The 24,015-nt window shown below is 67.7% G+C and carries 15 protein-coding genes; 5 read left to right on the top strand and 10 right to left on the bottom strand.

Annotated elements, in window-relative coordinates:
• Nucleotides 1-101 precede the first annotated feature (101 nt).
• From QHF85_RS31055 to QHF85_RS31045, 3 genes are all read right to left on the bottom strand, one after another.
• Nucleotides 102-938, bottom strand: a complete 837-nt coding sequence (locus tag QHF85_RS31055) for a hypothetical protein (protein ID WP_281330989.1) — start codon at nucleotides 936-938, stop codon at nucleotides 102-104.
• 191 nt (nucleotides 939-1,129) lie between these two features.
• Nucleotides 1,130-1,972, bottom strand: a complete 843-nt coding sequence (locus QHF85_RS31050; RefSeq protein WP_281330988.1) for a hypothetical protein — start codon at nucleotides 1,970-1,972, stop codon at nucleotides 1,130-1,132.
• Nucleotides 1,973-2,237: 265 nt separating this feature from the next.
• The gene (locus QHF85_RS31045; RefSeq protein WP_281330987.1) at nucleotides 2,238-6,056 is read right to left on the bottom strand and encodes a serine/threonine-protein kinase; all 3,819 of its coding nucleotides are present in this window, start codon (nucleotides 6,054-6,056) and stop codon (nucleotides 2,238-2,240) included.
• A gap of 308 nt (nucleotides 6,057-6,364) precedes the next feature.
• Between QHF85_RS31045 and lon the strand changes: the two genes are divergently transcribed.
• The 4 genes from lon to QHF85_RS31025 all read left to right on the top strand — a co-directional run bounded on the left by lon (nucleotide 6,365) and on the right by QHF85_RS31025 (nucleotide 11,826).
• Nucleotides 6,365-8,761, top strand: coding sequence for an endopeptidase La (gene lon / locus QHF85_RS31040; protein ID WP_281330986.1), 2,397 nt, complete (start codon nucleotides 6,365-6,367; stop codon nucleotides 8,759-8,761).
• Between the two features lie 131 nt (nucleotides 8,762-8,892).
• On the top strand, nucleotides 8,893-9,792 hold the full coding sequence (locus tag QHF85_RS31035) for a hypothetical protein (RefSeq protein WP_281330985.1): 900 nt from the start codon (nucleotides 8,893-8,895) through the stop codon (nucleotides 9,790-9,792).
• Between the two features lie 9 nt (nucleotides 9,793-9,801).
• Nucleotides 9,802-10,401 (top strand): cysteine hydrolase family protein, encoded by a 600-nt coding sequence (locus QHF85_RS31030; protein WP_281330984.1) that lies wholly within the window; start codon nucleotides 9,802-9,804, stop codon nucleotides 10,399-10,401.
• Nucleotides 10,402-10,575: 174 nt separating this feature from the next.
• The gene (locus QHF85_RS31025; protein ID WP_281330983.1) at nucleotides 10,576-11,826 is read left to right on the top strand and encodes an MFS transporter; all 1,251 of its coding nucleotides are present in this window, start codon (nucleotides 10,576-10,578) and stop codon (nucleotides 11,824-11,826) included.
• Nucleotides 11,827-11,832: 6 nt separating this feature from the next.
• On the opposite strand, the gene QHF85_RS31020 is transcribed toward QHF85_RS31025, so the two are convergent.
• The 4 genes from QHF85_RS31020 to QHF85_RS31005 all read right to left on the bottom strand — a co-directional run bounded on the left by QHF85_RS31020 (nucleotide 11,833) and on the right by QHF85_RS31005 (nucleotide 15,702).
• Entirely contained in the window at nucleotides 11,833-12,519 is a 687-nt protein-coding gene (locus tag QHF85_RS31020; RefSeq protein WP_281330982.1) for a carbonic anhydrase, read from the bottom strand.
• Nucleotides 12,520-12,586: 67 nt separating this feature from the next.
• Entirely contained in the window at nucleotides 12,587-13,420 is an 834-nt protein-coding gene (locus QHF85_RS31015) for an NAD-dependent epimerase/dehydratase family protein (RefSeq protein ID WP_281330981.1), read from the bottom strand.
• Between the two features lie 9 nt (nucleotides 13,421-13,429).
• Nucleotides 13,430-14,032: a YIP1 family protein gene (locus QHF85_RS31010; protein ID WP_281330980.1), complete on the bottom strand. Its 603-nt coding sequence runs from the start codon at nucleotides 14,030-14,032 to the stop codon at nucleotides 13,430-13,432.
• A 29-nt stretch (nucleotides 14,033-14,061) separates the two neighbouring features.
• Complete coding sequence (locus tag QHF85_RS31005; protein ID WP_281330979.1) at nucleotides 14,062-15,702, bottom strand: NAD(P)/FAD-dependent oxidoreductase; 1,641 nt, start codon at nucleotides 15,700-15,702, stop codon at nucleotides 14,062-14,064.
• Between the two features lie 183 nt (nucleotides 15,703-15,885).
• On the opposite strand from QHF85_RS31005, the gene QHF85_RS31000 reads away from it, so the two are divergent.
• Complete coding sequence (locus tag QHF85_RS31000) at nucleotides 15,886-19,089, top strand: serine/threonine-protein kinase (RefSeq protein ID WP_281330978.1); 3,204 nt, start codon at nucleotides 15,886-15,888, stop codon at nucleotides 19,087-19,089.
• A 43-nt stretch (nucleotides 19,090-19,132) separates the two neighbouring features.
• On the opposite strand, the gene QHF85_RS30995 is transcribed toward QHF85_RS31000, so the two are convergent.
• The 3 genes from QHF85_RS30995 to QHF85_RS30985 form a co-directional block, all read right to left on the bottom strand.
• Nucleotides 19,133-19,633, bottom strand: coding sequence for a hypothetical protein (locus tag QHF85_RS30995; RefSeq protein WP_281330977.1), 501 nt, complete (start codon nucleotides 19,631-19,633; stop codon nucleotides 19,133-19,135).
• A 637-nt stretch (nucleotides 19,634-20,270) separates the two neighbouring features.
• Entirely contained in the window at nucleotides 20,271-22,070 is a 1,800-nt protein-coding gene (locus QHF85_RS30990) for an FG-GAP-like repeat-containing protein (protein ID WP_281330976.1), read from the bottom strand.
• A 219-nt stretch (nucleotides 22,071-22,289) separates the two neighbouring features.
• Nucleotides 22,290-24,008, bottom strand: a complete 1,719-nt coding sequence (locus tag QHF85_RS30985) for a sigma 54-interacting transcriptional regulator (RefSeq protein ID WP_281330975.1) — start codon at nucleotides 24,006-24,008, stop codon at nucleotides 22,290-22,292.
• Between the last annotated feature and the right edge of the window lie 7 nt (nucleotides 24,009-24,015).

Below are 24,015 nucleotides of genomic sequence, written 5' to 3'. Positions count from 1 at the left end.
GCGCACCGCGGGGGCGCTCGGTTCGATGAGCCTTCCTTCGAGGGCGTTGCGCGGCAGGGTCGGACACGGCGCGCGAGGCGTGTCCCGGCCGGAAACGGCGATCAGGGCAGCGCGGTCGTGATGACGAGCTTCGTATTGGCATTGCCGGCCGCGTAGGGTTTTTCCACGCAGAACGGGTAATACTGGCCGCCGCCATTCAAGGACGCGCACACGGAGCTGCACGGGCCGACGACGTCGATCATGCCGCACTCCTCGATCGTGCCGTCGTCGCGCAGATGGCCCGTGGCGCAGTCCCGGCGGAGCGCGCGGGAGTTCGCGACGGTCGCGCTGTTGTAGCAGGCGTACATGACCGGTGACGCGCCCCAGAGGTTGCCCCAGAACGCGCCCTCGACATTCGGAAAATCGACGAGCTCCTGGGAGCCGGAGAGGAGCCGGAGGGAATACTCCATCGACCGGAGCGAGAGGAGCACCGGCACCTCGTAATAATTGACGCGGGCCGCCACGCAGGCGCTCACCATGTGCTGACCATTGAGATCGAGCGGCCCCGTGGCCCAGGCCGGGGCGACGCCGAGCTCGCCCGGATACGTCTCGGCGTGCACGACGTTCGTCGCGTCGGTCCAGGTGAACGAGAAGCTCTGCGACGTCTGGAGCGCGCAACCGATGGCGTACCGGAGAAACGCGCGGGCCAGCGCGCCCCGGTCCGTCGGATCCTGGATCGCCGCGAGCGACTTCGCGTCCATGGTGTTGATGGCGATCCCGTTCAGGACGACGCCGTTCAGCGCCAGCGAATTCAGCGCGAGGGAGTTCGACGATAGCTTGTTGCCTTCGACGAGCGCGCCCTCGCCGTCGAGGACGTCGTCGGGGAGATCCACCAAATCCCCCGCGCAACCCAAGGAAAAGAGAGCAGAGAGTCCCATCGCCCAAAGCTCGATACGCATGTTGTTTCCTCCGACGTTCGCCGGCGCCATGAACGACACACGGAAAAACACGCGTGGGTCGGATCGCCGACGGGTTCGTGCTTCGATGCAGGAGGGCGCAACGCGTTGCGCGGCCGAAACATCATGTCGGCCGCGCGCGCGGGCAGGATAAAGATGGGTCGTGCGGGCGGAATCGGGGGGGGCGGGCCCGTTCAGGGCAGCGCGGTCGTGATGACGTGCTCGGTCGGGGAGAGCTCCACGCCCGGGTGCAGGACGCAGGACGGATACGCGCCCGTCTCGCTGTTCACCGCCTCGCAGACGGTGTCGCAGGGCCCGACGATGTCGATCGGACCACATTCCTCGAGGGAGTTGTCGGGATTGAGGTGGCCCGCAGCGCAATCGCGCATATGGGAGCGGGAGTTCGCGATCGTATCGCTGTTGTAACAGGCGTGCAGGTAGGGCGTATCACCCCAGAGGTTGCCCCAAAACGCGCCCTCGATCTCCGGGTACGCCGTGAGCTCGTTCGGGTCGATCACCTTGAGCGGTGCCTCGGGGGCGCGGATCGAGACGAGGACGTGCTGGCCGTAGTAGTTCGTGAGCGCGGCCAAACAGGCGCTCACCATGCGCTGGCCGGTCAGCCCGGGGGCCTGCGTGGCCCAATCCGGGGCGAGGCCGAGCACCCCCGGATACGACTCCGGATGCTCGACGTTCTGCGCGTCGGTCCAGACGAACTCGAACGACTTCGTCGTGGGGAGCGCGCAGGCCACGGCATACTTGATGAACTCACGCGCGAGATCGCCGTTCGCCGAGGGATCCCGGATCGCCGAGAGCGAATCCGGATCGAGCGAGTTCATGTGGAGCGCGTTCATGTGAAGCGCATTCATGTGAAGCGCATTCATGTGGAGGGCATTCATGTGGAGCGCATTGGCCTTCTCGATCGCGTTCGCCGCCTCGCCGACCGCATCCGCCTCCACCTCCGGTCCCACCTCCGCGGTGCATCCCGTAAGAGCCGCCGTCAACGCCACGAGCAGAGCCCCTCGACCGAGAACACGCATGATTGACCTCCGATCCTGCAGCAAGAAAATGTCGGAGCCGAAAGACGCAGGGTTTCCGGACATTCCATTATGTCTATATGCACTCCAACAACGAAGCAAGCAGAAAAATGGCGCGATCCACTGCGCCGAAATTGCTCAACATGCGCAAGCTCCGCCCGAGGCCGATAGAATTGGTGCGTCGGCGCACGAACCAACGCATTGGCATACAGCAAAAACCTGATGCGGGCCTTAGATGTGGCCCTTACGAACGAACGGACGTTCGCCCTCAGGCCTTCGCAGCGGCGAGCGCACGCTGGAGCCGCGGCGTCATGACGTTCGCGACCCGCGACGCGATGTCGAGCGCCACCCCGATTTGCCGCGCAGCGTCGTCGCGGCGGCCCCGGCGGAGCGCCGTGAGCGCCCGCGCTTCGAGGACCTCGATCCGCTCCTGGCCCACCGAGCACCGCGCCGAACGCTCTTCGAGCTCGTCCCAGCGCTCGGACGGCGCGTCGGTCGCGGCGAGCTCGACCATGGTGCAAAGGACCTCCTCCGACGGCGCGAGGATCTCGGTCCCCTGCGCCCGAGCTTCGGCCTGCTCCGCGCGAATGGAGCCGAGGATTGCCGCCGCGCTCGCCTCGTCGCCACGATAGAGAGCCACACGAGCTTCGAGCAATCGGACGATCGAAGGGTGAGCGCCGATGTTCGGCCGACCCAACGCGGCCGCGGCGGAGCGGATGTACGGCTCGGCCGCGGGAAGGTCGTCCGTCAAATAAAGGTATTCGCCGAGGTTGTAATACCCGAGGAGCTCCAGCGCGGGATGGCCGAGCTCCCTGCCGAGCTCGATGGTCTTTTCGAGGTCGGAGACCGTGCCGGGTCGGTCGCCGCGGTAGCCTCGCACGAGCGCACGCGAGCTGAGCGCCGCGCCGAGATGAAGAAGATCGCTGCGCTCCTCGCAGCCTCGAATGACGTCGTCGAGGGCCGCGGCCGCCTCCTCGAGCCGCCCGAGAATGGGCAGGATGAACCCGAGCAGGAGAAACGCGATGGTCCGCGTCTCGTAGCCCTCCTCCCCGAGCCGCGCAGCCTTCTCGGCAGCGGCCGAGAGCGACCGGGCCGCCTCCTCCTTGCGATCGGCGCGATCCGAGCTCCGTCCGAGCCCGAGCAAGAGGCGCACGTCGACAAGGGGGGATGTGCCTTCGACGTAACACGCCTTTGCCGCGAGGACGCGCTCCTCGGCGCGCTTCACGTCCCCCATCCAGTCGAGCACCATGGCCTCGTCGAGCAAGAGATCGACCGCCGCGAGGCCATCCCCTTCGGCTTCGGCCTGCACGCGCGCCGCGTCGAGCTCGGCGACGGCGTCGGCATGTCGGCCGACGCGGAACCGCGCGAGGCCGCGCGCTCGCCGCGCCGCCACGGGCAAACCCGAGAGCAGCTCGTCGGCGCGCGCGAAGTACCGCTCGGCGTCCTGATAATTGCGCCGCGCGCTCGCCTGCTCGGCGCCGCGGATGTACATCGTGCCCGCCCGATCGAAGAGGCCGCCGCGCTCGAAGTGGCCCGCGAGGACCAGCGGATCGGCCTCGCCCGCGCGTTCGAGCCATTCGCCGGCGAGCCTGTGGCCGAGCTGCCGATCGTCGTCCGTGAGCAGCGCATACGCGCCCTCGCGCAGGAGCGCGTGGCGGAACGAGAGCTCCTCGTTCCCGGGGAAACGGCTCTCGCGGTGGCGCAGGCAGATCTCGCCGGAGACGAGCGCGGCGAGCGGATCGCTGCCCGGCTCTCCCTCGCCGACCATGTGCACGACGGCGCCGCGCCAGAAGACCTCGCCGAGGATGCTCGCGGCGCGCAGGGCCCGGCGCGCGCGCGGCTCGAGCCGTTCGAGGCGCGTCTGCACCATCGCGACGATCGTGCCCGGCAAGGACTCGCCGAGCGTGCCCTCGGACGCGGCCCGGACGAGCTCTTCCAGGAAAAACGGGTGCCCCTCGGAGAGCGCCACGAGCCGCTCGACGAGCGGAGCGTCCGCCGCGTCGCCGAGCACCTTGCGCGCGAGCCGCGCGCTCGCCTTCGCGGAGAGGTGCTTCAGCCGGATCTCCTGGCGGCCGCACTCGACCCAGAGCTGCGGGAAGACCTGCTCGACCTCCGGGCGCGCGGTCGCGACGAGCAAGATCGGTTCGTCCGCGAGCTCGCGCAGCGCCGCTTCGAGCGCGGAGACGGAGGCGCGATCGCCCCAGTGCACGTCCTCGACGACGATGAGCGCGGTCCGCTCGGCGGAAAGGGCGCGCAAAAAATCGCGAAATGCGCGTCGTATCTGCTCGCCCCAGAGCTCCGGGTCCTGGCGCGCGGCGCGCAGCGGGAGGCTGTCGTCGTCGGAGAAAGGGATGCCCGAGAGCTCGCCGAGGAACTCGGTCACGCGGCGCAGATCCCGCTCAGGGACGTAGCGCGCGACGAACGCCGCGAGGCGCTCGCGCCGCACCTCGATCGGCTCGCCGCCCTTCACCTCGGCCGCGCGCCAGAACACGTCCGCGAGAAGGCCGAACGTCGAGCCGGCCCGCTGGAGATCCCCTCGCCCCCACAGGATTTCGACGGGCACGGCCGCGCGCTTGCGCCGCTCGATGAACTCGTGGACGAGGCGCGATTTGCCGACGCCCGCAGAGCCCGTGACCACCACGGCGAGCGCCGCGGGTTCGCCCTCGGCCGTCGCGAAGCTCTGCTCGAGCAAGGTGAGCTCGTGCTCGCGACCGACGCACGGCGTGAGCTTGCCGAGCAGCGGGCGGAAGGCCTCGGCCGCGATGCGCTCGCCGCGCAGCTCGCAGCCGCCGGGCGCGAGATCGACGATGTCGAAGCGGCTGTCGAGCAGGCCCGCGGTGGTCTCGTCGATCGCGACGCGCGGCCCGGGGATCGAGCCCTCCATGTGCAGGAGCCAGAGCGCTCGCTCGATCGCCTCGCCGACCGGCAGGCCGCGACCGAGCTCGCACCAGCCGGTCGTCACGGCGATGGGCACGCCCGGGAAGAACTCGCGGAGCGTGAGCGCGCAGCGGGCGACCTGCGCGGCGATGTCCGTGGGCACGCTCGTATGATCCAGGATCACGACGGCCGTGCCGTCCGCGAGCAGCTCGAGGTGCGCGCCGAACCGCGTGACGACCGAGCGCATCGTGTCGGGCGTGGAGACCGCGAGCGTCTTCGAGGTCGACGTGATGGGCGGCGCGGACGCGGGCGGGCCGAGCAGCACGACGCCGAGGAAGCGCCGCTCGCGCTTGCCGAGGGAGCGCGGCGGGATCTCGTCGAGGCCTTCGCCTTCGAGCGCCTCGGCTTCGAGGGCGCGGGCGAGCACGGCGCCGTCGCGCGGCCGCCGCGTGGGCTCCTTCGAGAGCATGCGCGCGACGAGCTCTTCGAGCCACGGGGGCACGACGACGCCGAGCTCGAAGAGCCGCGGCGCCTCCTCGAAGATGACCTTCGCGAGCACGGCGACGAAGTGATCCCCCTGGAACGGCGGCCTCCCCGAGAGGCACTCGAAGAGCAGGCATCCGAGGGAAAACACGTCGGCCGAGGCGTCGACGATGCCGCCGCTGCGCGCCTGCTCGGGCGCGATGTAGCTCGGCGTGCCCATCATCGTGCCGGTCGCGGTGATGCGGGCGCTGCCTCCGAAAAACGCGATGCCGAAATCGAGGATCTTCGGGGACTCGATTCGACCTCCAACGAGGTAGACATTGCCAGGCTTGAGATCGCGGTGGACGATGCCCTGCGCGTGCGCGACGCCGAGCGCGTCGGCCACGCGCGTCGCGAGCGTGATCGTCTCGGGGACCGTGAGGTGCGAGCGCGAAAGCCTTTGCGCGAGATCCTCGCCTTCGAGCCACTCCATCACGAGGAATGGCTGCCCGTCCGGCATCACCTCGTACGCGATGTAGCGGACGATGCCGGGGTGCGAGAGCCGCGCGAGCGCCCGGCCTTCCCGCTCGAAACGCATCACGGTCTCGGTCGACGTGTCGTTCAGGATCTTCGCGGCCACGACCTCGCCCGTGGAGAGATCGAAGGCTCGATAGACCTGCCCCATACCGCCGCCCCCGACCTGGGCGTCGATGCGGAATCGCTGCGCGAGGACCTGACCGACTCTCATCCCGAAGGCGATCTGCGAGGACCGTGGTCCGACGACGTCGAGGTCCAGTTTACCCGCACCGATACCAGCATACGCGTCGGAAGAGCGCGGATCACCATCCTCCACGCGGTCACGACGAACGTCGCGCACGTGACGCCCGCGTCCGCAAGGCCCCCCACGAGCCTCCCGTACCGTCCCGTCACCTTCTCGCACGTCCCCCCGTTGACGGAGCGGTGAACGGATTTATGGTTCGTTCACGCCTCGGGCCACCGGACCGGCGATGCCGACCGTGGCGAGGCGCTCTTTCCTGAAGTCCCAAGGAGTCCACGATGACGACGCTCCGCGACGGGGCCCGCGTGCCCTCATCTCCGTTTCCCGTGCTTCCGCTCCGCAACGGGGTGCTGTTTCCCGGCGCGGCGATCGCTCTTCCCATCGGCCGTGAGCGCTCGGTGGCGCTCGTTCGTACGCTGAGCAAAGGGGACGTGATCGGCGTCCTCACGCAGAAAGACCGCAACGTCAGCGACCCGTCCGAGGCCGATCTTTATCGCCTCGGGACGTTCGCCCGGGTCGTGGAGACGGGCCGGCTCCCGAGCGGCGACATGAAGCTCGTCATCGAGGGCGTGGGCCGCATGCGCCTCGGCGCAATCGTGCGTCGTGATCCGTTCTGGCTCGCCGAGGGCGAGGTCGCCGCCGAGACGGGCGAGGTGAGCGAGGAGGCCAAGCTCTTCGCCCGCGCGCTCTTCGATCAGGTGCGCGAGCTCGGCCGCGGAATCGAGAATTCGATCGATGCGTCGCTCGCCGAGGAGGATCCGGGCCTGTTCGCGGATCGGGTCTCGGCGCTGCTCGGGCTCGCGTCGGACAAGGACATGCGCGTGCTCGAAGCGCTCGACGTGGTCGAGCGGCTGCGCATCGTGGCCGGCTTCGTCATCGAGCAGAAATCGCTCTCCGAGGTGAAGCGCAAGATCGAGCAGGACGTGCGCCGCGAGATCGGCAATCACCAGCGCGAGGCGATCCTGCGCGAGCAGCTCCGTGCGATCAAGAAAGAGCTCGGCGAGGAGGGCGGCGACGACGAGACGGGCAAGCTGCGCGAGCGGCTCGAAAAGGCGGTTTTGCCGGACGAGGTGCGCGCCGTCGCCGATCGCGAGATGAAGCGGCTCGAGGCGCTCTCGCCGCAGCAGGCCGAATACAACGTGATCCGGACGTACCTCGACTGGATCGCGGAGCTGCCCTGGAGCCAGCGCGCGGACGCGAAGGACGACATCGACGCGGTCGGCAAGAAGCTCGACGAGGACCATTACGGGCTCGGCGACGTGAAGCGTCGGATCCTGGAGCACATCGCGGTCCTCAAATTGAAGGGCACGGCGAAGGGGAGCATCCTCTGCCTCGCGGGCCCGCCCGGGGTCGGCAAGACCTCGATCGGGCAATCGATCGCGGACGCGACGGGCCGGCCGTTCGTGCGGATCGCGCTCGGCGGCGTGCGCGACGAGGCGGAGATCCGCGGGCATCGGCGCACGTACGTGGCGGCGTTGCCGGGTCGGATCATCCACGGGATGAAGAAGGCGAAGGTGAAGAACCCGGTCGTCCTGCTCGACGAGATCGACAAACTCGCCGTGGGCTGGGCGGGAAATCCCGAGGCGGCGTTGCTCGAGGTCCTGGATCCGGAGCAAAACAAGACGTTCCAGGACCATTACATGGAGCTGCCGTTCGACCTGTCCGAGGTGCTCTTCGTCTGCACGGCGAACGACCTCGGCACGCTGTCGGGTCCGCTCCGCGACCGATTGGAGATCATCGAGGTCCCCGGATACACGCCGGACGAGAAGGCGCAGATCGCGCGGCGGCACCTGATCCCGAAGCAGCTCGGGGCGCACGGGATCCCCGAGGGCACGTTGACGATCACGGACGACGCGCTCCGGGCGATCGTTCGCGATTACACGCGCGAGGCGGGCGTTCGTCAGCTCGAACGAGAGATCAAAAAACTCTGCCGGGCGCTCTCGCTGGAGGTGGCGCGGGCGAAGGACGAAAAGCCGAATTTGCACGTCGAGGAGAGCGATCTCGGGAAATACCTCGGCAAGGTGAAGTTCTTCGCGGAGGTGGCCGAGCGGACGGCGTCGGCGGGCGTGGCGACGGGAATGGCGTGGACGCCGGTGGGCGGGGACATCCTGTTCATCGAGACGAGCCGGATGCCGGGTCGAGGCCGCGTGGAAATCACGGGGCAGCTCGGCGACGTGATGAAGGAATCGGCGAAGGCGGCGCTCTCGTACGTGAAGAGCCACGCGGCGGAGCTCGGCGTGGATGCGTCGAAGCTCGAAGAGGAGGATTTGCACATCCACGTGCCCGCGGGCGCCGTGCCCAAGGACGGGCCGAGCGCGGGCGTGACGATGTTCACGGCGCTGACGTCGCTGCTCTCGTCGCGGCGGGTGCGCAGCGACACGGCGATGACCGGCGAATGCACGCTGCGCGGGCGCGTGTTGCCCGTCGGCGGGATCAAGTCGAAGGTGATGGCGGCGCATCGGGCCGGCATCAAGCGGGTGATCCTGCCGCAAAAGAATGCGCGCGACGTCGAGGAGGTGCCGGAGGAGGTGCGCAGCTCGCTTCAGTTCGTGTTCGCCGAGGACATGAGCCAGGTCATCCACGCGGCGCTGGAAGAGCGGCCGGCGGACGAAGAGACCGTCCCGCTCGGCAGCGACGCGGAGACGGGCGGCGGCCAAGTGCAGGCGGTTCATTGACGATCAACGCGCCGCAGCAGGTGTAGGCGGATATCTGCCAAAACCTTGGCAGGCGGCGCGTCGACACTTCTCCAGCCATTCCACGCGTGCTACGTTCCCGGCCGCATCGGCTTTTGCGCGGAGGAATGGCAATGACCTTATCGAATTTCGGACGCGCGCTCGCGGGGCTCTTTCTCACGAGCGCGCTCGGTCTTTTGGGCTGCAAGGGAACGGTCGTGATCGGGGGCGGCGACGACGGGCAGCCCGGCCAGCCGGGGCAGCCCGATCCGGGTGGGCCTGGCAGCGTGAGCCCGCCCCCGGTCTGCGGCTCCGAGCTGCACCTCATCGGCGTCTACGAGTCGCACGGCGATCACAGCGGCAACGTCCACCCGCCCGGCGCCGCGTCGGTGCACGTCGAGCGGCAATCGAGCTCGATCCTGGTCCTCTCGTCGTACGAGCCGGTGCACTGGACCGTCACCGCGGCCGATGGCGTCATCCTCGAAAAGGTGATCCTGAACGGCTATCACGATCAATCGGCCGACGTGCCCGCGGGCGTGCCGGTCGAGATTCATGACGGCCCGGACGGCTCGCTCGGCGCCTATGCCTATGCCTGGCCGCACGCCGAGGGCGGCAGCGATACGCAGGCGCTCGTCGCGGCGGTCGAGGGCCTGACGGGGCGCGCGCTGACCTCGTTCCACGGCTGCTACCAGGCCACGCAATTCACGCTGCACGACGACCTCCAGGCCGACTCGACGTGCGCGGTCGAGCAGGGCTACACGCAGACGAGCCACGTGGCCGAGGACGCGCTCGAATGCGACGACGAGCCGCCGACCGCGGATCCGTGCGCGGGCAAGGACGGCCTCGGGGGTTACTCGTTCCGATTCTGCTCCGAGGACCCGAGCGGCGGTGGGTTCTTCCCGAACATCTCCTGCCAGGAGGCGCTCGACATGTGCTTGCTCAATGGCGACCCGCCGGTCAGCAAGATCTGTCGCTTCGACGGCGAGGTCATCCACAAGACCGAGCTTGTGCCCGGCGCCTGCGACGGGTATTGAAGGAAAACCATGGCTGAACCCACGACCCTGCGCGCCCTCGTCGGACTCCCCGCGGATCCGACGGCGCTCCGTGACTCCGCGCTCGTCCTGATCGATTGCCAGAACACGTACCGGCGCGGCGTGATGCAGCTCGAAGGCGTGGAGGCGGCGCTCGATCAAGCCGCTCGCCTGCTTTCGAGGGCGCGCGCGGTCGGGGCGCCGGTGATCCACATCGCGCACGACGCCGGCCCCGGCAGCCCGTACGACGTGAACGCCGAGATCGGGCAGATCGCAGACATCGTCGCCCCGCGGGCCGGCGAGCCCGTGATCGTGAAAAAGCTCCCGAGCTCGTTCGAGGGGACGGATCTCCACGAGCGGCTGCAAACGCTTGGCGCGAAAAACCTGATTTTGGCCGGGTTCATGACCCACGTATGCGTGAACTCGACAGCCCGCGCGGCATTCAACCGCGGCTACCGCGCGACGGTGGTCGGGGGCGCGACGGCCACGCGCGCCCTGCCCGGGCCGAGCGGGCGCGTGGTGCCCGCCGCGACGGTGCACGAGGCCGCGCTCGCGGCGCTCTCGGACATCTTCGCGGTCGTGGCCCCTGGCGAATCCGATATTGCCGATTGACGCGCGCCGGGCTCGCCCGCCCGCGGGCCCGCGTATCCTTTTGCACAAAAGCGTGCCGCGAGGCTCGACACTTCCACGGGCGGGCTTTCATGCTGCGCCGCGGCGGTCGATGAGAAAAAACGTTCGCAGCAGAGGCACATAGCCCACGCGCGGCCGCCATGGTACAGGCCGGGCGTGAGTCCTGTCACCCCCCCGCTTCGCCGTCTCTATGCGACCACGTTACCGTTCGGGATCGCGTGCGGCATCTCGATCGGGCTCACGTCGGTGCACCTGAACCGGCTGGGGTTCTCGAAGGATTCGATCGGCTTTCTGGCCCTCTTCTTCGGCGCGGGGCTCGTGCTCTTCGCGCTGCCCGTCGGCGGGATCATTCGACGGTTTTCGGCCGAGCGAATCCTGGCCGCGTCGCTCGTCGGGTACGCGGGCTGCCTCGCCGCCTTCCCGTTCGCGAAGACCTTCGCCTCGGTCGCGGGCGTGCGCTTCATCGACGGCCTGTTCACGATCGGCATTTGGGTCAGCTCCGAGACGGTGCTGCTCGCGCAGGCCCGCAAGGAGAACAAGGCGTACCTCACGACCCTTTATGCGATATGGCTCGCGAGCGGATACGTGGCCGGTCCGCTGATGGCGACGGGCATGGACCGGTTCGTCCCGGCGACCATCACGTTCAGCGTGGCCGCGCTGTTCGCGCTCGGCGCGGGCCTCTACGTCGCCCTGAGGATGCCGCCGGCGCCGCCGGTCGAGGGCGCGAGCACGGGCGACGAAAAGGACGACGGGAAGGGCTCGGAGCTCTCGGCCGCCACGATCCTGTGGCGCATCAAGACCTCGTGCTTCGCCTCGTTCTCGTACGGATACTTCCAGGCGGCGGTGGTGATTTTCCTGCCGCTCTACCTCATCGAGTCGAAGGGGATTCCCGAGAACCGCACGATCGTGCTGCCGGGGCTCTTTTGCCTCGGAATGATGATCTTCTCGAACGTGGCCGGCCGCGTCGCGGACCGCGTGGGGCACCTGCGCGCGGTCCGCGTGCTCTCGTTCATCGGGCTCTGCTGCGTGGCCGGATTCATCTACGCCGACAACTACTGGCTCATGCTCGCCATCGTCTTCGGGTGTGGCGGGTCGTTCGCGTCGATGTCGCCGGTCGCGCTGGCCCTCACGGGCGTCATCATGGAGCCGCGCGATTACAGCCGCGCGAACTCGATCTACAACATGTTCTATGCGGCGGGCATCCTCTCGGGCCCGCTCGTCGCGAGCCAGATCTTCCAGCGCTTCGGTGGGGTCGCGATGCTTTACCACCACGTCGCGATGTGGGGCGCGTTCGTGCTGTTCACGGTGATCTTCATGTACGACGATCCCGCGGCGAGGCGGCGACGCGACCCAAAAGACGCCGGCGACCCTGACCCGACGGGGCTGCCGGGTGGCGCCGCCGGCTGAGCCTCGTCAGGAATGCTGGAATGCCGATTGGCCGTCGAGCACGCGCTCGGCCTCGGCCTCGTCGAGCAGGATGTAGCCGCCGCGCTCCTTGTCGTAGACGTGCACGTCGCCGGTCGCGACGTCGAACCACCAGCCGTGTAGCTTGATCGCGCCCTCGTCCACGAGCTTGCGGACGTTCGAGTAGGTCGCGATGTGCTCGAGCTGCTGGAGGACGTTGGCCTGCGAGAGGCGGTCCACGGCCGGCAGGTCGGCCTTGATGAACGGCGAACGCACGAGGCGCGCGAAGGAGGCCTCGCCGTACGCGAGCCAGGCCTTGAGGTTCGGCAAGGAGCTGTAGTGCTCGCGACCGTTGAGGATGGCCTCGATGGCGCCGCACTTGGAATGGCCGCAGACGACGATGTGCCGGATCTTCAGCTTGGCCAGGCTGAACTCGATGGCCGAGGCCTCGGAGACGTCGCCCACGGAGACGCCCTCGGCGTTCGCCGGCGCGACCAGGTTGCCGACGCTCCGGACCACGAAGAGGTCCCCCGGGTCCGTGGACACCATGAGGTTCGGGACGACACGGCTGTCCGCGCAGGCGAAGAAGAGCACGTCAGGCTTCTGGCCGCGCTCTGCGAGCTGCTTGAAGAGCGGAGCCAGGCCAGGGAGCTTGTTCTTGCGGAAGTCGACGAGGCCACGGATCAACTTTTCCATGACCGCGCAAGGTAGCTCGACGTCATTGGTGGGCCAACGAAAATAGTTGGCAACGCAAACTATTTTCTTACGAGGTCGAGGGGTAGCCGTCCTCCGCGAGGCAGGCCGCGAATCCCTCCCGGTACGTCGGGTAATCGAGCGAAACCCCCAGGTTTCGTCGAATCTTCCCGGCGTCGATGCGGCGGTCGTTCCGGAGGGTCGGGGGGAGGCGGTCCTTGGGGACCTCGGCGGGTCGGGGCACGCCGAGCCGGGCGCAGAGCCAGTCGATGACCTCGGCCTGGGGGACGGGCGCTTCGTCGGCGACGACGAAGACCTCGCCTCGCGGGGCGCGCGCGAGGGCGGCGAGGGCGAGGCGCGCGAGGTCCGCCACGTGGATGCGGCTGATGACGCCCTGCCCGCCCTCGGCGATCTTGTGTTCGCCCCGCGCAAGCCGGACATGGAGTCCACGGCCCGGGCCATAAATGGCCGCCGCGCGGAGGACGACGCCGCCGGCCGCGCGCACGAGCGCCTCGGCCCGGAGGCGCGCGGCGGCGCGAGGTTCGCTGGGATCCACCGGGGTCTGCTCGTCGATCCGGCCCGCGGCGCCGCCATACACGCCGGTCGAGGAGAGGTAGACCGCGGACGCCGCGCGGGAGAGCAGGGGCAAGAGGGCCGCGTCGATCGCGTCGTCCGGCGGGTACGTGACGAGGACGCGGGCGTCCGCGCGGAGGAGCGGCGCGACGAGGTCCACGTCGAGGCGCGGCGCGAGGCGCACGTCGACGCCGAGCTGCGACAAGGAGGCGGCCCGCTCGGGCGAGCGGGTGGTGCCTACGACGCGAATGCCCGCCGCGAGGGCGAGCTTGGCCGCGTACGTTCCCGTAAAACCACAGCCGAGGATGACGAGGGTATCGGAGGTGTCCACGATGCGCTCCTATCGCAGGAACAATGAGCCGAGGACAGCCTGCGTGACGAAGCCGGCGAGCGCGGCGAGGAAGGCCGTCCTCTTGGGGAGATGGTGCGCGCGTGACAAACCGATCGTGCCGAGCGCGAGGCAACCGGCCGCGGCGAGCGGCGCGTAATAACGCATGGCCTTTCCGATGGCCGAAAAGCCGAGGGCGAAATCGACGGCAATGTCGGGAACGATGAAGAGGAGCGTCATCGGCACGGCATACGAAACGCCGAAGACCGCGAGCGAAGCGGCCTGCCGGCTCCCCTCCCCGCCCGGCGGGGATGCGCGGCGCGCGATGGCGTGCGCGACGGCGCCGCCGATGTGCCAGAGGACGAGATAAAGCGGAACGGCGAGGATCGCCTGGAACAGGTAATGCCGCTCCCGCCCGAGGCCCGGGATGCCAAACCGCGGCGCATGGCCTTCGAGGAAAAGGAGGAGGGAAAACGCGCCGTGCAAGGCGCCGAGCACGAGCATCACGGACCGGCCTTCCCGCGCATCGGCGCGCGCGGCGACGCCGGCCATCGCGGCGCGGGGCGCGCGGACGACGTCGAGGAAGAGCGACCAGGCAGGGCGAGAATCGGGCATCGACGCCCTTCCCGATAGCGGAAGGTCGCTCAGGAAGCGAGGGCGTCGTTGGTGTCGTCGTCGAGCGCGGGTCCGCGCGCGCCGGAGATGGGCGCGATGTCGCTCGCCGGGACGACCTGGAGCGAGCCGTCGGCCGGGGCGAGGAGGTCCTCGATGCGCCGGAGGCCGAGGATGTCGCGCGCCGCGAAGAGGCCGGAGGTGGCCGCGCCCGCGACGCCATGGCTGAGCGTGCTCGCGCCGACGTTGTAAAGCCCGGGGACGCTCGATCGAATGGCGAACGAAAAGGGGCCGAGCTGGAAGGGGATCTTCGCCGTGCCGTAGCTCGATCCGCGGTGGGTCTCGCAATAAAAGTCGTTCGTGAGGGGCGTGCCCACGGAGCGGAAGGTGAGGTTCTTGCCGAGACCCGGAATCACGCGCTCGGCCGCGGCGATCATGGCGTCGCCGAGCCGCTCCTTGAGGTCGTGATATCCCGCGGGGCGCTCCGCGGCGGTGCCGGCCCAGCTTTCGAAGGGTTCGTACGGGACGAACGTGAAGAGCTCCAGGGTATGGTGGCCCTTCGGCGCGTGGCCGGGGTCTTTGAGGGTGGTGACCGTGAGGAAGAGGCCCTCGACGATTCCGTGGGGGAGCGCGTGCTGGGCGCGCTCGTAGACGCCGTTCACGTCGAGGGTACGATACCACCAGTAATTGCCGGAATCGAGGCCCATCGCGGGCAGGTCGAGGTCGGTGGCGCAGAAGACGCTGAGCAGGCCGACGGAGTATTCCATGCGGCGGATCTTCTTCCGCTCGCGCTCGCCGTGCGGCGGTTCGAGGAGCTTGCCGAAGGTGATCGCAGGGTCGGCATTGGAGACGACGGCGCGGGAGAAGATACGCTCGCCCGAGGCGAGCTCGACGCCGACCGCGCGGCCGGATTCGACGAGGATGCGACGGACGCGGGTGCGGAGGCGGATCTCACCGCCGCGCTTGCGGAGGGCCTTGATCATGGCCGACGGAATGCGCTTGGCGCCGCCCCGCGGATAATACCCGCCATCGTAGTAATGGGCGATCATGCGGGCATGGAGGGGGAGCGAGACGCGCGACGGAGGCAAGCCATGGTTGCCCGATTGCGCGGCGAGGATGCCGCGGAGGAGCGGGTCGCGAACGGTGTCGTCGAGGAGGGCACGCTGGGTGCGGAGGCCCCACGCGACGAGGGTTTTCGCGCGAAACGGGAGCGCGAGGGCGCTCCGCGGAGAGACGAGGAGATCCTCGCAGCGGAGGGTGTCGGCGACGATGCGGCCGATGACGTCGAAGTATCGTTCGAGCCCCTTGCGCTCGTGGGGAAAACGGGAGACGAGGCGCTCGAAGTAGCGGTCGAATCCGCGCGGGACGTCGAAACGTTCGCCGCCGAGGAGGAAATGATCGAAGCCGTCCGGGTTGAGCTCGTGAAAGGCAAGGTCCGAGGAGAGGCCGAGGCCCTCGTAAAGCGCGCGGACGGACTGGCCGGGGCCGAGCTCGCCGATGTAATGAACGCCCGGGCTGAACCGATATCCTTCGAGCGCGAAGCTGTGCGTCCAGCCGCCCGGCAAGTAATGCTGTTCGAGGACGAGGACACGCTGCCCCGCGCGCGCGAGCGCGACCGCAGCCGTGAGTCCCCCCGAGCCCGATCCGATGATGATCGTGTCCCAGCGGTCCATGGGAAGTGCCTCCTCGATCCCGGGTTCGATGCCAGAAGGGCGAGGTGCGTCGCGGGAGCATGACATTTCGTCGAGCAACAGGCGAGGCGCGGACGTCACGGACGTTCGGATGACGGCTTCCGCGACGCCCGCCCGACTGGTATGTTGCTTGCCCGGAATGCCCTGCCTGCAAGGAATGGTTGAATGAGGGTCGTTCGTGCGTCGCCCGAGGTGGACGTCGACGTGGAGAGCAGCACGGTGCTGGTCGATCCCGCGCTCGCGCAGACGGAACTCGACCCTGCTTCGGGGCTCCGTTCGGAGCGTCGCGGCGTGCCACCGTCCCTCGCGGAGCGATACGAGGACATTCATTTCCTCGGCGAAGGCGGGATGGGGACCGTCTATCGCGGCCGGGATCCGCGGCTCGGACGCGCGGTGGCGCTCAAGCTGCTCAGGGACAGCGATCCGGAGCTCGGGCGGCGCTTCCTGCAGGAGGCGCGGTCGCAGGCGAAGGTCCAGCACGAGAACGTTTGCCGGATCTACGAGGCCGGAGAGGCCGACGGCGAGCCTTTCATCGCAATGCAATACATCGAGGGCGAGCCGCTCTCGAAAATGGCCGAACGGCTATCGCTCGAACAACGCGTGAAGGTGATGCGGGAGGTCTCGGCCGCGGTCCACGAAGCGCACCGGCTCGGGCTCATTCACCGGGACATCAAGCCCGGCAACATCATGGTCGAAAGGAGCGCAGACGGGGACATCAAGCCCTACGTGATGGATTTCGGTCTGGCGCGGGAGGTCGCGGACAAAGGAGAGACGGTGACGGGGGCGGTGCTGGGGACCCCGGCGTTCATGTCGCCGGAGCAAGCGCAAGGCGACGTTCGAGCGCTGGATCGACGCTCGGACGTGTATTCGCTCGGCGCGACGCTCTACGACGTCGTCGCGGAGCGGCCGCCGTTCGTCGCGCCACACACGTGGAAGCTCCTGATGATGGTCGCCTTCGAGGAAGCCCCAGCGCTGGGGCAGGTGAAGAAAGGGGTGCCGGCGGATCTCGAGACGATCGTGATGAAATGCCTGGAGCGAGACCCGGGGCGGCGATACGACTCGGCACGGGCGCTCGCCGAGGATTTGCAGCGATTTTTGGACGGAGAGCCGATCCTGGCGCGGCGGACGTCGGTGGGGTACGTGCTGTGGAAGAAAGCGCGGAAACACAAGCTCGCGACGGCGGTCTCCGGCGTGCTCCTCGTCGCGGCGCTCGCGCTCGCCGGCGTGTGGTGGAAGGCGCGGCAGCAGGCGGCAGCCGAGGCGAGGATCGCGCAGGAGCTCGGCGAGCGGGTGAAGGAGATGGAGCTATTCTTGCGCGCGGCCTACGAGCTGCCGCTGCACGACGTGGAGCGTGAGCGGGACGTGGTGCGGCGGAAGCTCTCGGCGATCGAGGAGCGCATGAAGGAGGCAGGGCGGGCCGGCGAGGGCCCGGGGCATTACGCGCTCGGGCGAGGATATCTGGCGCTCGGGGATCCGGAAAAGGCGCGGGTGCATCTGGAGGAGGCGGTCGGCGCGGGGTATCGATCGCCGGAGCTCGAATACGCGCTGGGGCGGACGCTCGGGGAGCTTTATCGGCGGGCGCTCGAGGGGACGAAGCGGATCACGAACGCGGAGGAGCGCAAGAAGCGGGAAGTGGAGCTCGCGGCGGCGCTGCGAGATCCGGCGCTCGGGCATTTGAGGGCGGCGTCAGGGGCGGAGATCGAGGCGCCGGCGTACGTGGAAGGGCTCATCGCGCTGTACGAGGGGAAAAACGAGGAGGCGCAAGCGAAGGCGCGGGAGGCCTTCGAGCAGGCGCCATGGATGTACGAGGCGAAGAAGCTCGAAGCGGATGCCCTGTTCGCGGAAGGGAGCAAGTACCGGCACGACGCGGCATTCGACTGGGACAAGATGATGCTGTCGTTTGGCCCGGCGGCCGAGGCGTACAAGGTCGCGGCGGAGATGGCCGAGAGTGATCCGGAGGTGCATCGGGCGGCGTGTGAGCTTTGGGAGAAGATGGGGCTCGCGGCAGGAGCGCTGGGAAAACCTGCGCAGATCGAGTTCGGTAACGCGGAGGCCACCTGCGCCCGGGCGGTACAATCGAGCAGCCTGGATGGCGCCGCGCGGGTCGAACGTGCGCTCGCGCTTTATTATCAATTTTTTACGGTGAATGCCCAGGGGAATGACGCGGACGCGGCTCAGCAAGCCGTCCTCCAGGCCGTGGAAGAGGCCGTACGCGTCCGCCCTCGGGACGCGATGGCGCTTTACGCGCTGGCTGCCACATTGAACGTCCGGGCAGCGCGGCAGGCCGCGCGCGGCGAGCGCGTGACCGCCGAGGACGCGATAGCGGCGTTTCACCGCGTCCTCGACGTCGAGCCTCGGTTTACCTGGGCGCTGAACGAACTCGGACAAACGTATCTGATAAAAGCGGAGTTCGACCGTCTCCATGGCGAGGATCCTCGGAAGCTCCTCGGGAGCGCATCGCAGCGGTTCGATCAAGCCATCGAAGTGGACCCGAGCTTCACCTTGCCCATGTTCGGCAGGATCCGCGCTGCCATCTACAGGCTCGTGTACGAGACCGAGCACGGCCTCGAAGCGCAGAGCAGCGTGGATGCACTCTCGAACGCCGTAGCCCTGGTCGAACAGCGGAGCCTCGGAGGCTTTCTACCCGCCTACTACGCGGCCAAGTCGTTGCGGGTTCGGGCTGCGTACGACCTCTCGGTCGGCAAGGATCCTCGCGCCTCGATCGCCGCAGGCCTGAAGAAGATCCATGCATTCGCGACGCCAGGCACGGAGACGGGCTATTTGTTGATGGAGGTCGCCGAGCTCCGGCTGCTCGAAGCCGAGCACACGCTCTCCAACCGCCTCCTACCCGTCCCCGAGCTCCTTTCGCTGCGGGACCGCGTGGAGAAGGTCGCCGAGGAGGACACGTGGGACATCGATTCGCACCATATCCTTGCCAGGCTCCACCTCTTCGCCGCCCGCGCGCGCGCGGTGAGCGGCGAGGCGCGCGAGCAAGGATTCGATGCCGCGGCGGCCGTCCTGCGACCTCTCGTCGCGAAGGAGCGCAACGACCCTCGGCCCTATCAGATGCTCGCCGAGATTCACGCGAAAAAGGCGACGTGGTTGGATGGGCACGAGAAAAGCGCGAACGCTGATGTCGACGTGGGGCTCGAATTCGCAGAGAAGGCGCTCGCCATTCACCCGCACAGCGCGCAAGCGTTCGTGGCGAAGGGGGAGCTCCTCCTGGTACGGGCGAGGGCCTCACGCGGAGAGGATCGAAAGAAAGCCGCGCGCGCGGCGGGCGAGGCGTTCGCGTCCGCGATCCGGGAAAACCCGCGGCTCGCGGAGGCGCATCGGGCGAACCTTCAGGAGGCGAAGGGAATGGAGTGAGCGCGTGTCCGGCAGCAGAGGGACGTCGGACGGAGGCGGGCGCTCAGGGGCAAGTCGCTTCGCTCGCCTTCAAGTAGGTGCGAATCTCATAGGAGCGGTCCATGCAGCCCTCGAACACCGCATACAACGGATCACTGCACAAGTCATCGAAGGTGTCGCAGAGTCCCATGTAGCTGAAGCCGCAGGGCGTATACAGCTCGTCGCATTCCCGGAAGGTCGCCCCCTCGGCAGAGCTGCAGAACGTCACGTTGCTACAGATGTACGCATTGAACGCGTAACCGCTATCGGTGGTGCTACCCAGCGGCACCGTAGAATCGAACATATTGCCCCACACCGTCGACTCCGGCACCGTGTAGGGGTAGGCCTCGCTGGCTCGATAGGTGATCTCCGGGTGAGCCCCTCCGAGCAGGATGTTGATCGTCGCGCCGTAGCGGTTGGTGCGCGCCACGACGCAGGCCGTGACCCACCTCTTTTCATCCGTCGTGAGCGCGCGCGTCCTCCAGTCCGGCGCAAGACCGATCTCACCGTGGTACTGCTGGAACACGGGAAAGGGGACCCCCCACTCGTCACGTATCCGACAATATGTGCCGTGTCCACCACGGTGGTTCCCTCGGGCAAGGCGCAACCGATGAGCGTCTCCAGAAACTCGACCCTGGCGCCTGCCCACTCACCCGCCGCGGTAGGCGATGGCATGTCGGGCATGCTGGGCAGGATGTTGGAAGGGGCCAGCGCGGCATTACCTATCACACGGACGGTCCGCTGCACACCGTGGTTGTGGGTGACACGATACCTCAAGTGATTGGTGGTCCCCGGATCCCCACCCATACCGAGCTCGCCCTCCCCGAGCTTCTCCTCCTCGGGATCCCAGCCCGGCTCCGCGGGGTCGACCATGCAACCCAGGCCATAGAGGCTCATGGCGATGAACACGAACGGCGAAGCACAACGAAGCAGCGTGGTTCCAGAATTCATGAGAGGCTCCTGTCGAAGCTGACGAGCACGGACAATGCACCCGTCATGCCAGAGGTCGTCCGTAGGTGATTCAGGCCCGAAAGGCACGTGAAAGCTGCGTGCACACGAGCATCGCACGGACGCGGGGCCCGAGCGGGGAGCGGCGCGCGCGTAACGTAGGTACGCGCGCGCGTCATCCGCGGACGCGGAGTTCCTAGCGATGGGAGCGGACCTCAGTAGTTCTGCCTGACGAAGACGCCGTCATTTGCAAAGCCGACCACGTCCTGCGTTCCATCATTATTGATGTCCGCCATCATGCGCGGGTGCTGGTCCACGCGCCATCCGAAATCATAACCGAAGGCTTCCACCAGGCGGTTCGGCGCCGTGAACGAGCTCCCGGTCGAGCGCGAGATATAAACGCCGTTGCCCGCAAAGCCGACCACGTCCGCTTTCCCGTCAGCGTCGACATCCGCCATCATGCGCGGGTGCTGGTTCACGCGCCATCCGACTTGATTGTACCCGTAGTTGCTGACCCAGACCTGGGGCGTCGTGAAGGAGCTTCCCGTCGAGGTAGACACGACCACGCCGTTGTCACCGAAGGCGACGATGTCCTGCTTCCCGTCGGCGTTGACATCGGCCATCATCCGCGGATGCATGTCCACGCGGTAACCGTGGTTGTAACCATAATTTGCGACCCAAAGCGATGGCGTCGAGAATGAGGTCCCCGTCGAGAGCGCCACGTGCACGCCGTCGTTGGCAAAGACGACGACGTCTTGTTTCCCATCGTTGTTGACGTCGGCCATCATGCGCGGGTGCTGGTCGATGCGATAGCCTTGATTGTAGCCGTAACTGGCGAGCCAGAGCGACGGCGCCGTGAAGGAGCTTCCCGTCGAGAGCGACACGACCACGCCATTGTCCCCGAAAGCGACGACGTCCAGCCTCCCATCGTTGTTGACGTCGGCCATCATGCGCGGGTGCTTGTCCACGCGGTAGCCCTGATTCCAGCCATAATCGGCGACCCAGAGTGACGGCGCCGTGAACGAAGTTCCCGTCGAGAGCGAGACCAGCACGCCTGCGTCCCCAAAGCCGACGATGTCCTGCTTGTCATCGTTGTTGACATCCGCCATCATCCGCTCGTGATACTCGGTGCGCCAGCCGTGATCGTAATTGAATTGGTCCACCCATAGTTCCGGCGCCATGAAGCCGGTCCCGGTGGACCTGGACACGAGCGTCCCCGCATCGCCGAATGCGACGACATCCTGCATCCCATCGTCGTTGACGTCCGCCATCATACGGGGGTGCTTGTCCACACGCCATCCGTGAACATAGCCGTATTGCGTTATCCATCGCGGAATGCCGTACATCGCGATCGCGCCGGCGATGTCGCTCTGGCTGAGCGCGCCGTCGTTGTTCCATTTCAGATTGCAGTAATTCATCACCGAATCCGCATCCCACGGGTTGACGGTAAGGTCACCGTAGCTCCCCTGCCTCATGTCGCAGTCCGACGGGGTGTCGGGCCGATTCTGCTCGTGAGCGAATCCGAGCGCGTGCCCGAACTCGTGCACTCCGATTGCTTCGATGCAGAACTGGCGCTTGCTCTGACAGTCCGGGCCGTCCCAGTTCTGGAAGGTGAAGTTCAATTCCATACCATCCGTCATGCCGTCGAGATCGGTGCCGAGCCCCTTTGTGTGTGGGCCCTCGGCATCATCGGCGATTCGAATGCGAATTCCATTCGACGAGCTGGTGCATGTACCCCAGCCATTAAAATCCACCCACGTGTGGGCGTCCCACGTCCTGAGGACGGCTTGTCGGACCCAGTCTCTCTCGGCTTGAGGCGCTGCGCTGGGGTTTTCCCAGCAGACCTGGACGGTCTGCGTGCTCCACAACTTCGTCGAGGCCACATAAAGCGGGCCCACGTCCGTCTGAACGTTTTCCTCGGCGGAGGGTTCGGCCGGGCCAGAGCAGCCGGCCGACGCGTAGGAAATGGCAAGGACCGACGCGATGGCAATCGCCATCGAATGATAACGTTTCATGGGTGTCGAAGCTCCAGCGGGATACTATGTTGGGCCGCGTTGCTCGCGGTGCGGAGAGCCGCAAAGCAACCCGCATGCCGACACGCGAGAGACAGGCCCGAAAGGCACGTGAAAGCTACGTGCCCACGAGCCTCGCCCAGACGCGGGGCCCGCGCGGGGCTCGGCGCGCGTAACGTAGGTACGCGCCTGCGTCACCCGTGGACGCGGAGCCCGGGGCGCTCAGGCCTCGTCGTCCCCCAGCTCCCGAAAGGGCCCGCCGTCCTCCCCGAGCGCCTTGCAGAGCGCCTCGACCTTCTCCAGCTCGCGCCGCAGCATCTTGTGGTGATTGCGCGCCTGCACCTGCGCGCCCTTCCCAAAAAGCCGGAACGCCGCGTCCTTGCTGCCGAGCCGCTCCACCGCCGTGCCGAGCACGATGCCGCGGAATGCGTCCGAGAGCTCCAGGTCGAGCACGAGGCCCTTTCCCTGCTGCCGCTCGGCCTCTTCCACGATCGCGCCCGCCGCGACGCGCAGGTCGTCGAGGGTCGACCTTCGCCCGCTCCCCCGCTCGTAGCTCAGGGCGCGCGCGAAATGCTTTTCCTCCAGCAAGATCTCGAGCCCTGCCTCGCCCTGCGTCATGAGCGCGAGCGCGTACGCCCGGCGGACGACGTTGTCGAGCTGCCGCAAATTGCCCGGCCAGCTGTGCTCGCCGAGCAGCCGCTCCGCGCCGGCCGCGATCCGCGCTTCCCCGCCCGGGACCGATTCTCGATGGCGCCGCGTGGCCATGAAGCGCGCCCATTCCGCGATTTCGTCCCGGCGCTCGTCGAGCGGGGGGATCTGCACCGGGAGCACGTTGATCCGGTAGTAAAGGTCCTCCCGAAATCGACCGGCCTTCACCTGATCGTACAGGTCGACGTTGCTCCCCACGATGAAACGCACGTTCGCCAGCTGCTCTCGCGCGCCGTCCCCGATCGGGCGATACGTACGCGATTCGAGGAGCTGGAGCAATCCCGCCTGCGCTTTCAGCGAGAGTTTGTCGATCTCGTCGATGAACAACGTCCCCTTGAAGGCCCGCGTGATGCACCCGGGCGTATCGCGCACCGCGCCCGTGAACGCGCCCTTTTTCCAGCCGAAGAGCTCCGCCATTTGCAGCTCCTCGGGCACGGCGATGAGGTCGAGGACCTCGAAGGGCGCCCCGCGCCGGACCGATCGCGCGTGGCACCAGCGCGCGAGGCGCGATTTGCCTGCACCCGTGGGACCGCCGATGAGCAGGGTCTCCTCCTGCTGCGCAAAGACGCGGAGCATGTCGATCAAGCCCGCCATGCTCTGGCCCATGACGGGCAAGAGGTCGTCGGTCGCGCCGGTCGCCGCGGGCCGGGGCGGGAGGGTCGCGAGGTAAGGCGCCGCGAGGTCGGCGAGGAGCTCGAGCGGTTCGTGAATGGCCGGAAAGATGAAATCGTCGCCGAGAGCCCTCGGGCACCCCGCCTCGACGGTGGCCATTCCCTCGATCGCGCCGTGCAGGGTGCGCAGCGGGATCGCGTAAAGGTGGCTCGTGTCGCGGCTCGTCAGCCGAAGCACGCTGTCCTGACCGGAGAATCCGCCCTCCTGGAACACGTTCGCGGATTCGTTTTGCCACGACCATACGCGGCCGAGCGGGACGTCGATCGCAATGGGGCATGCGCGCGTGACGACCCAGCGCCACGCGCTCACGGAGGGCAAATAGTTGATGGTCGGCTCGCCGCCGCGCTGCGTGTCGTCGAGGAGGACCAGTCGCCGGTAGCCGTCGCCGGGCCGCCAGTGCGCCATGCCGCGGAGGATCTTGCCGCGGCCGGCGAAACCGCTCTCCGCGAGCGCCGCGAGCGCCGCGTCGAGCATCGCGCGCAGCAAGGTGTGCGCGGCGTCCTCGAAGGTTCTCGCCTTCCGGAGCCGATCGACGAAACCCAGGATTTGCCGCTGGTTCATGCCCATC

The organism is Polyangium sp. 6x1 (genome assembly GCF_029946515.1).
Classification (GTDB): Bacteria; Myxococcota_A; Polyangia; order Polyangiales; family Polyangiaceae; genus Polyangium.
The sequence above is the reverse complement of the archived record's forward strand: the minus strand, read 5'-3'. Positions and strand labels throughout refer to the sequence as shown.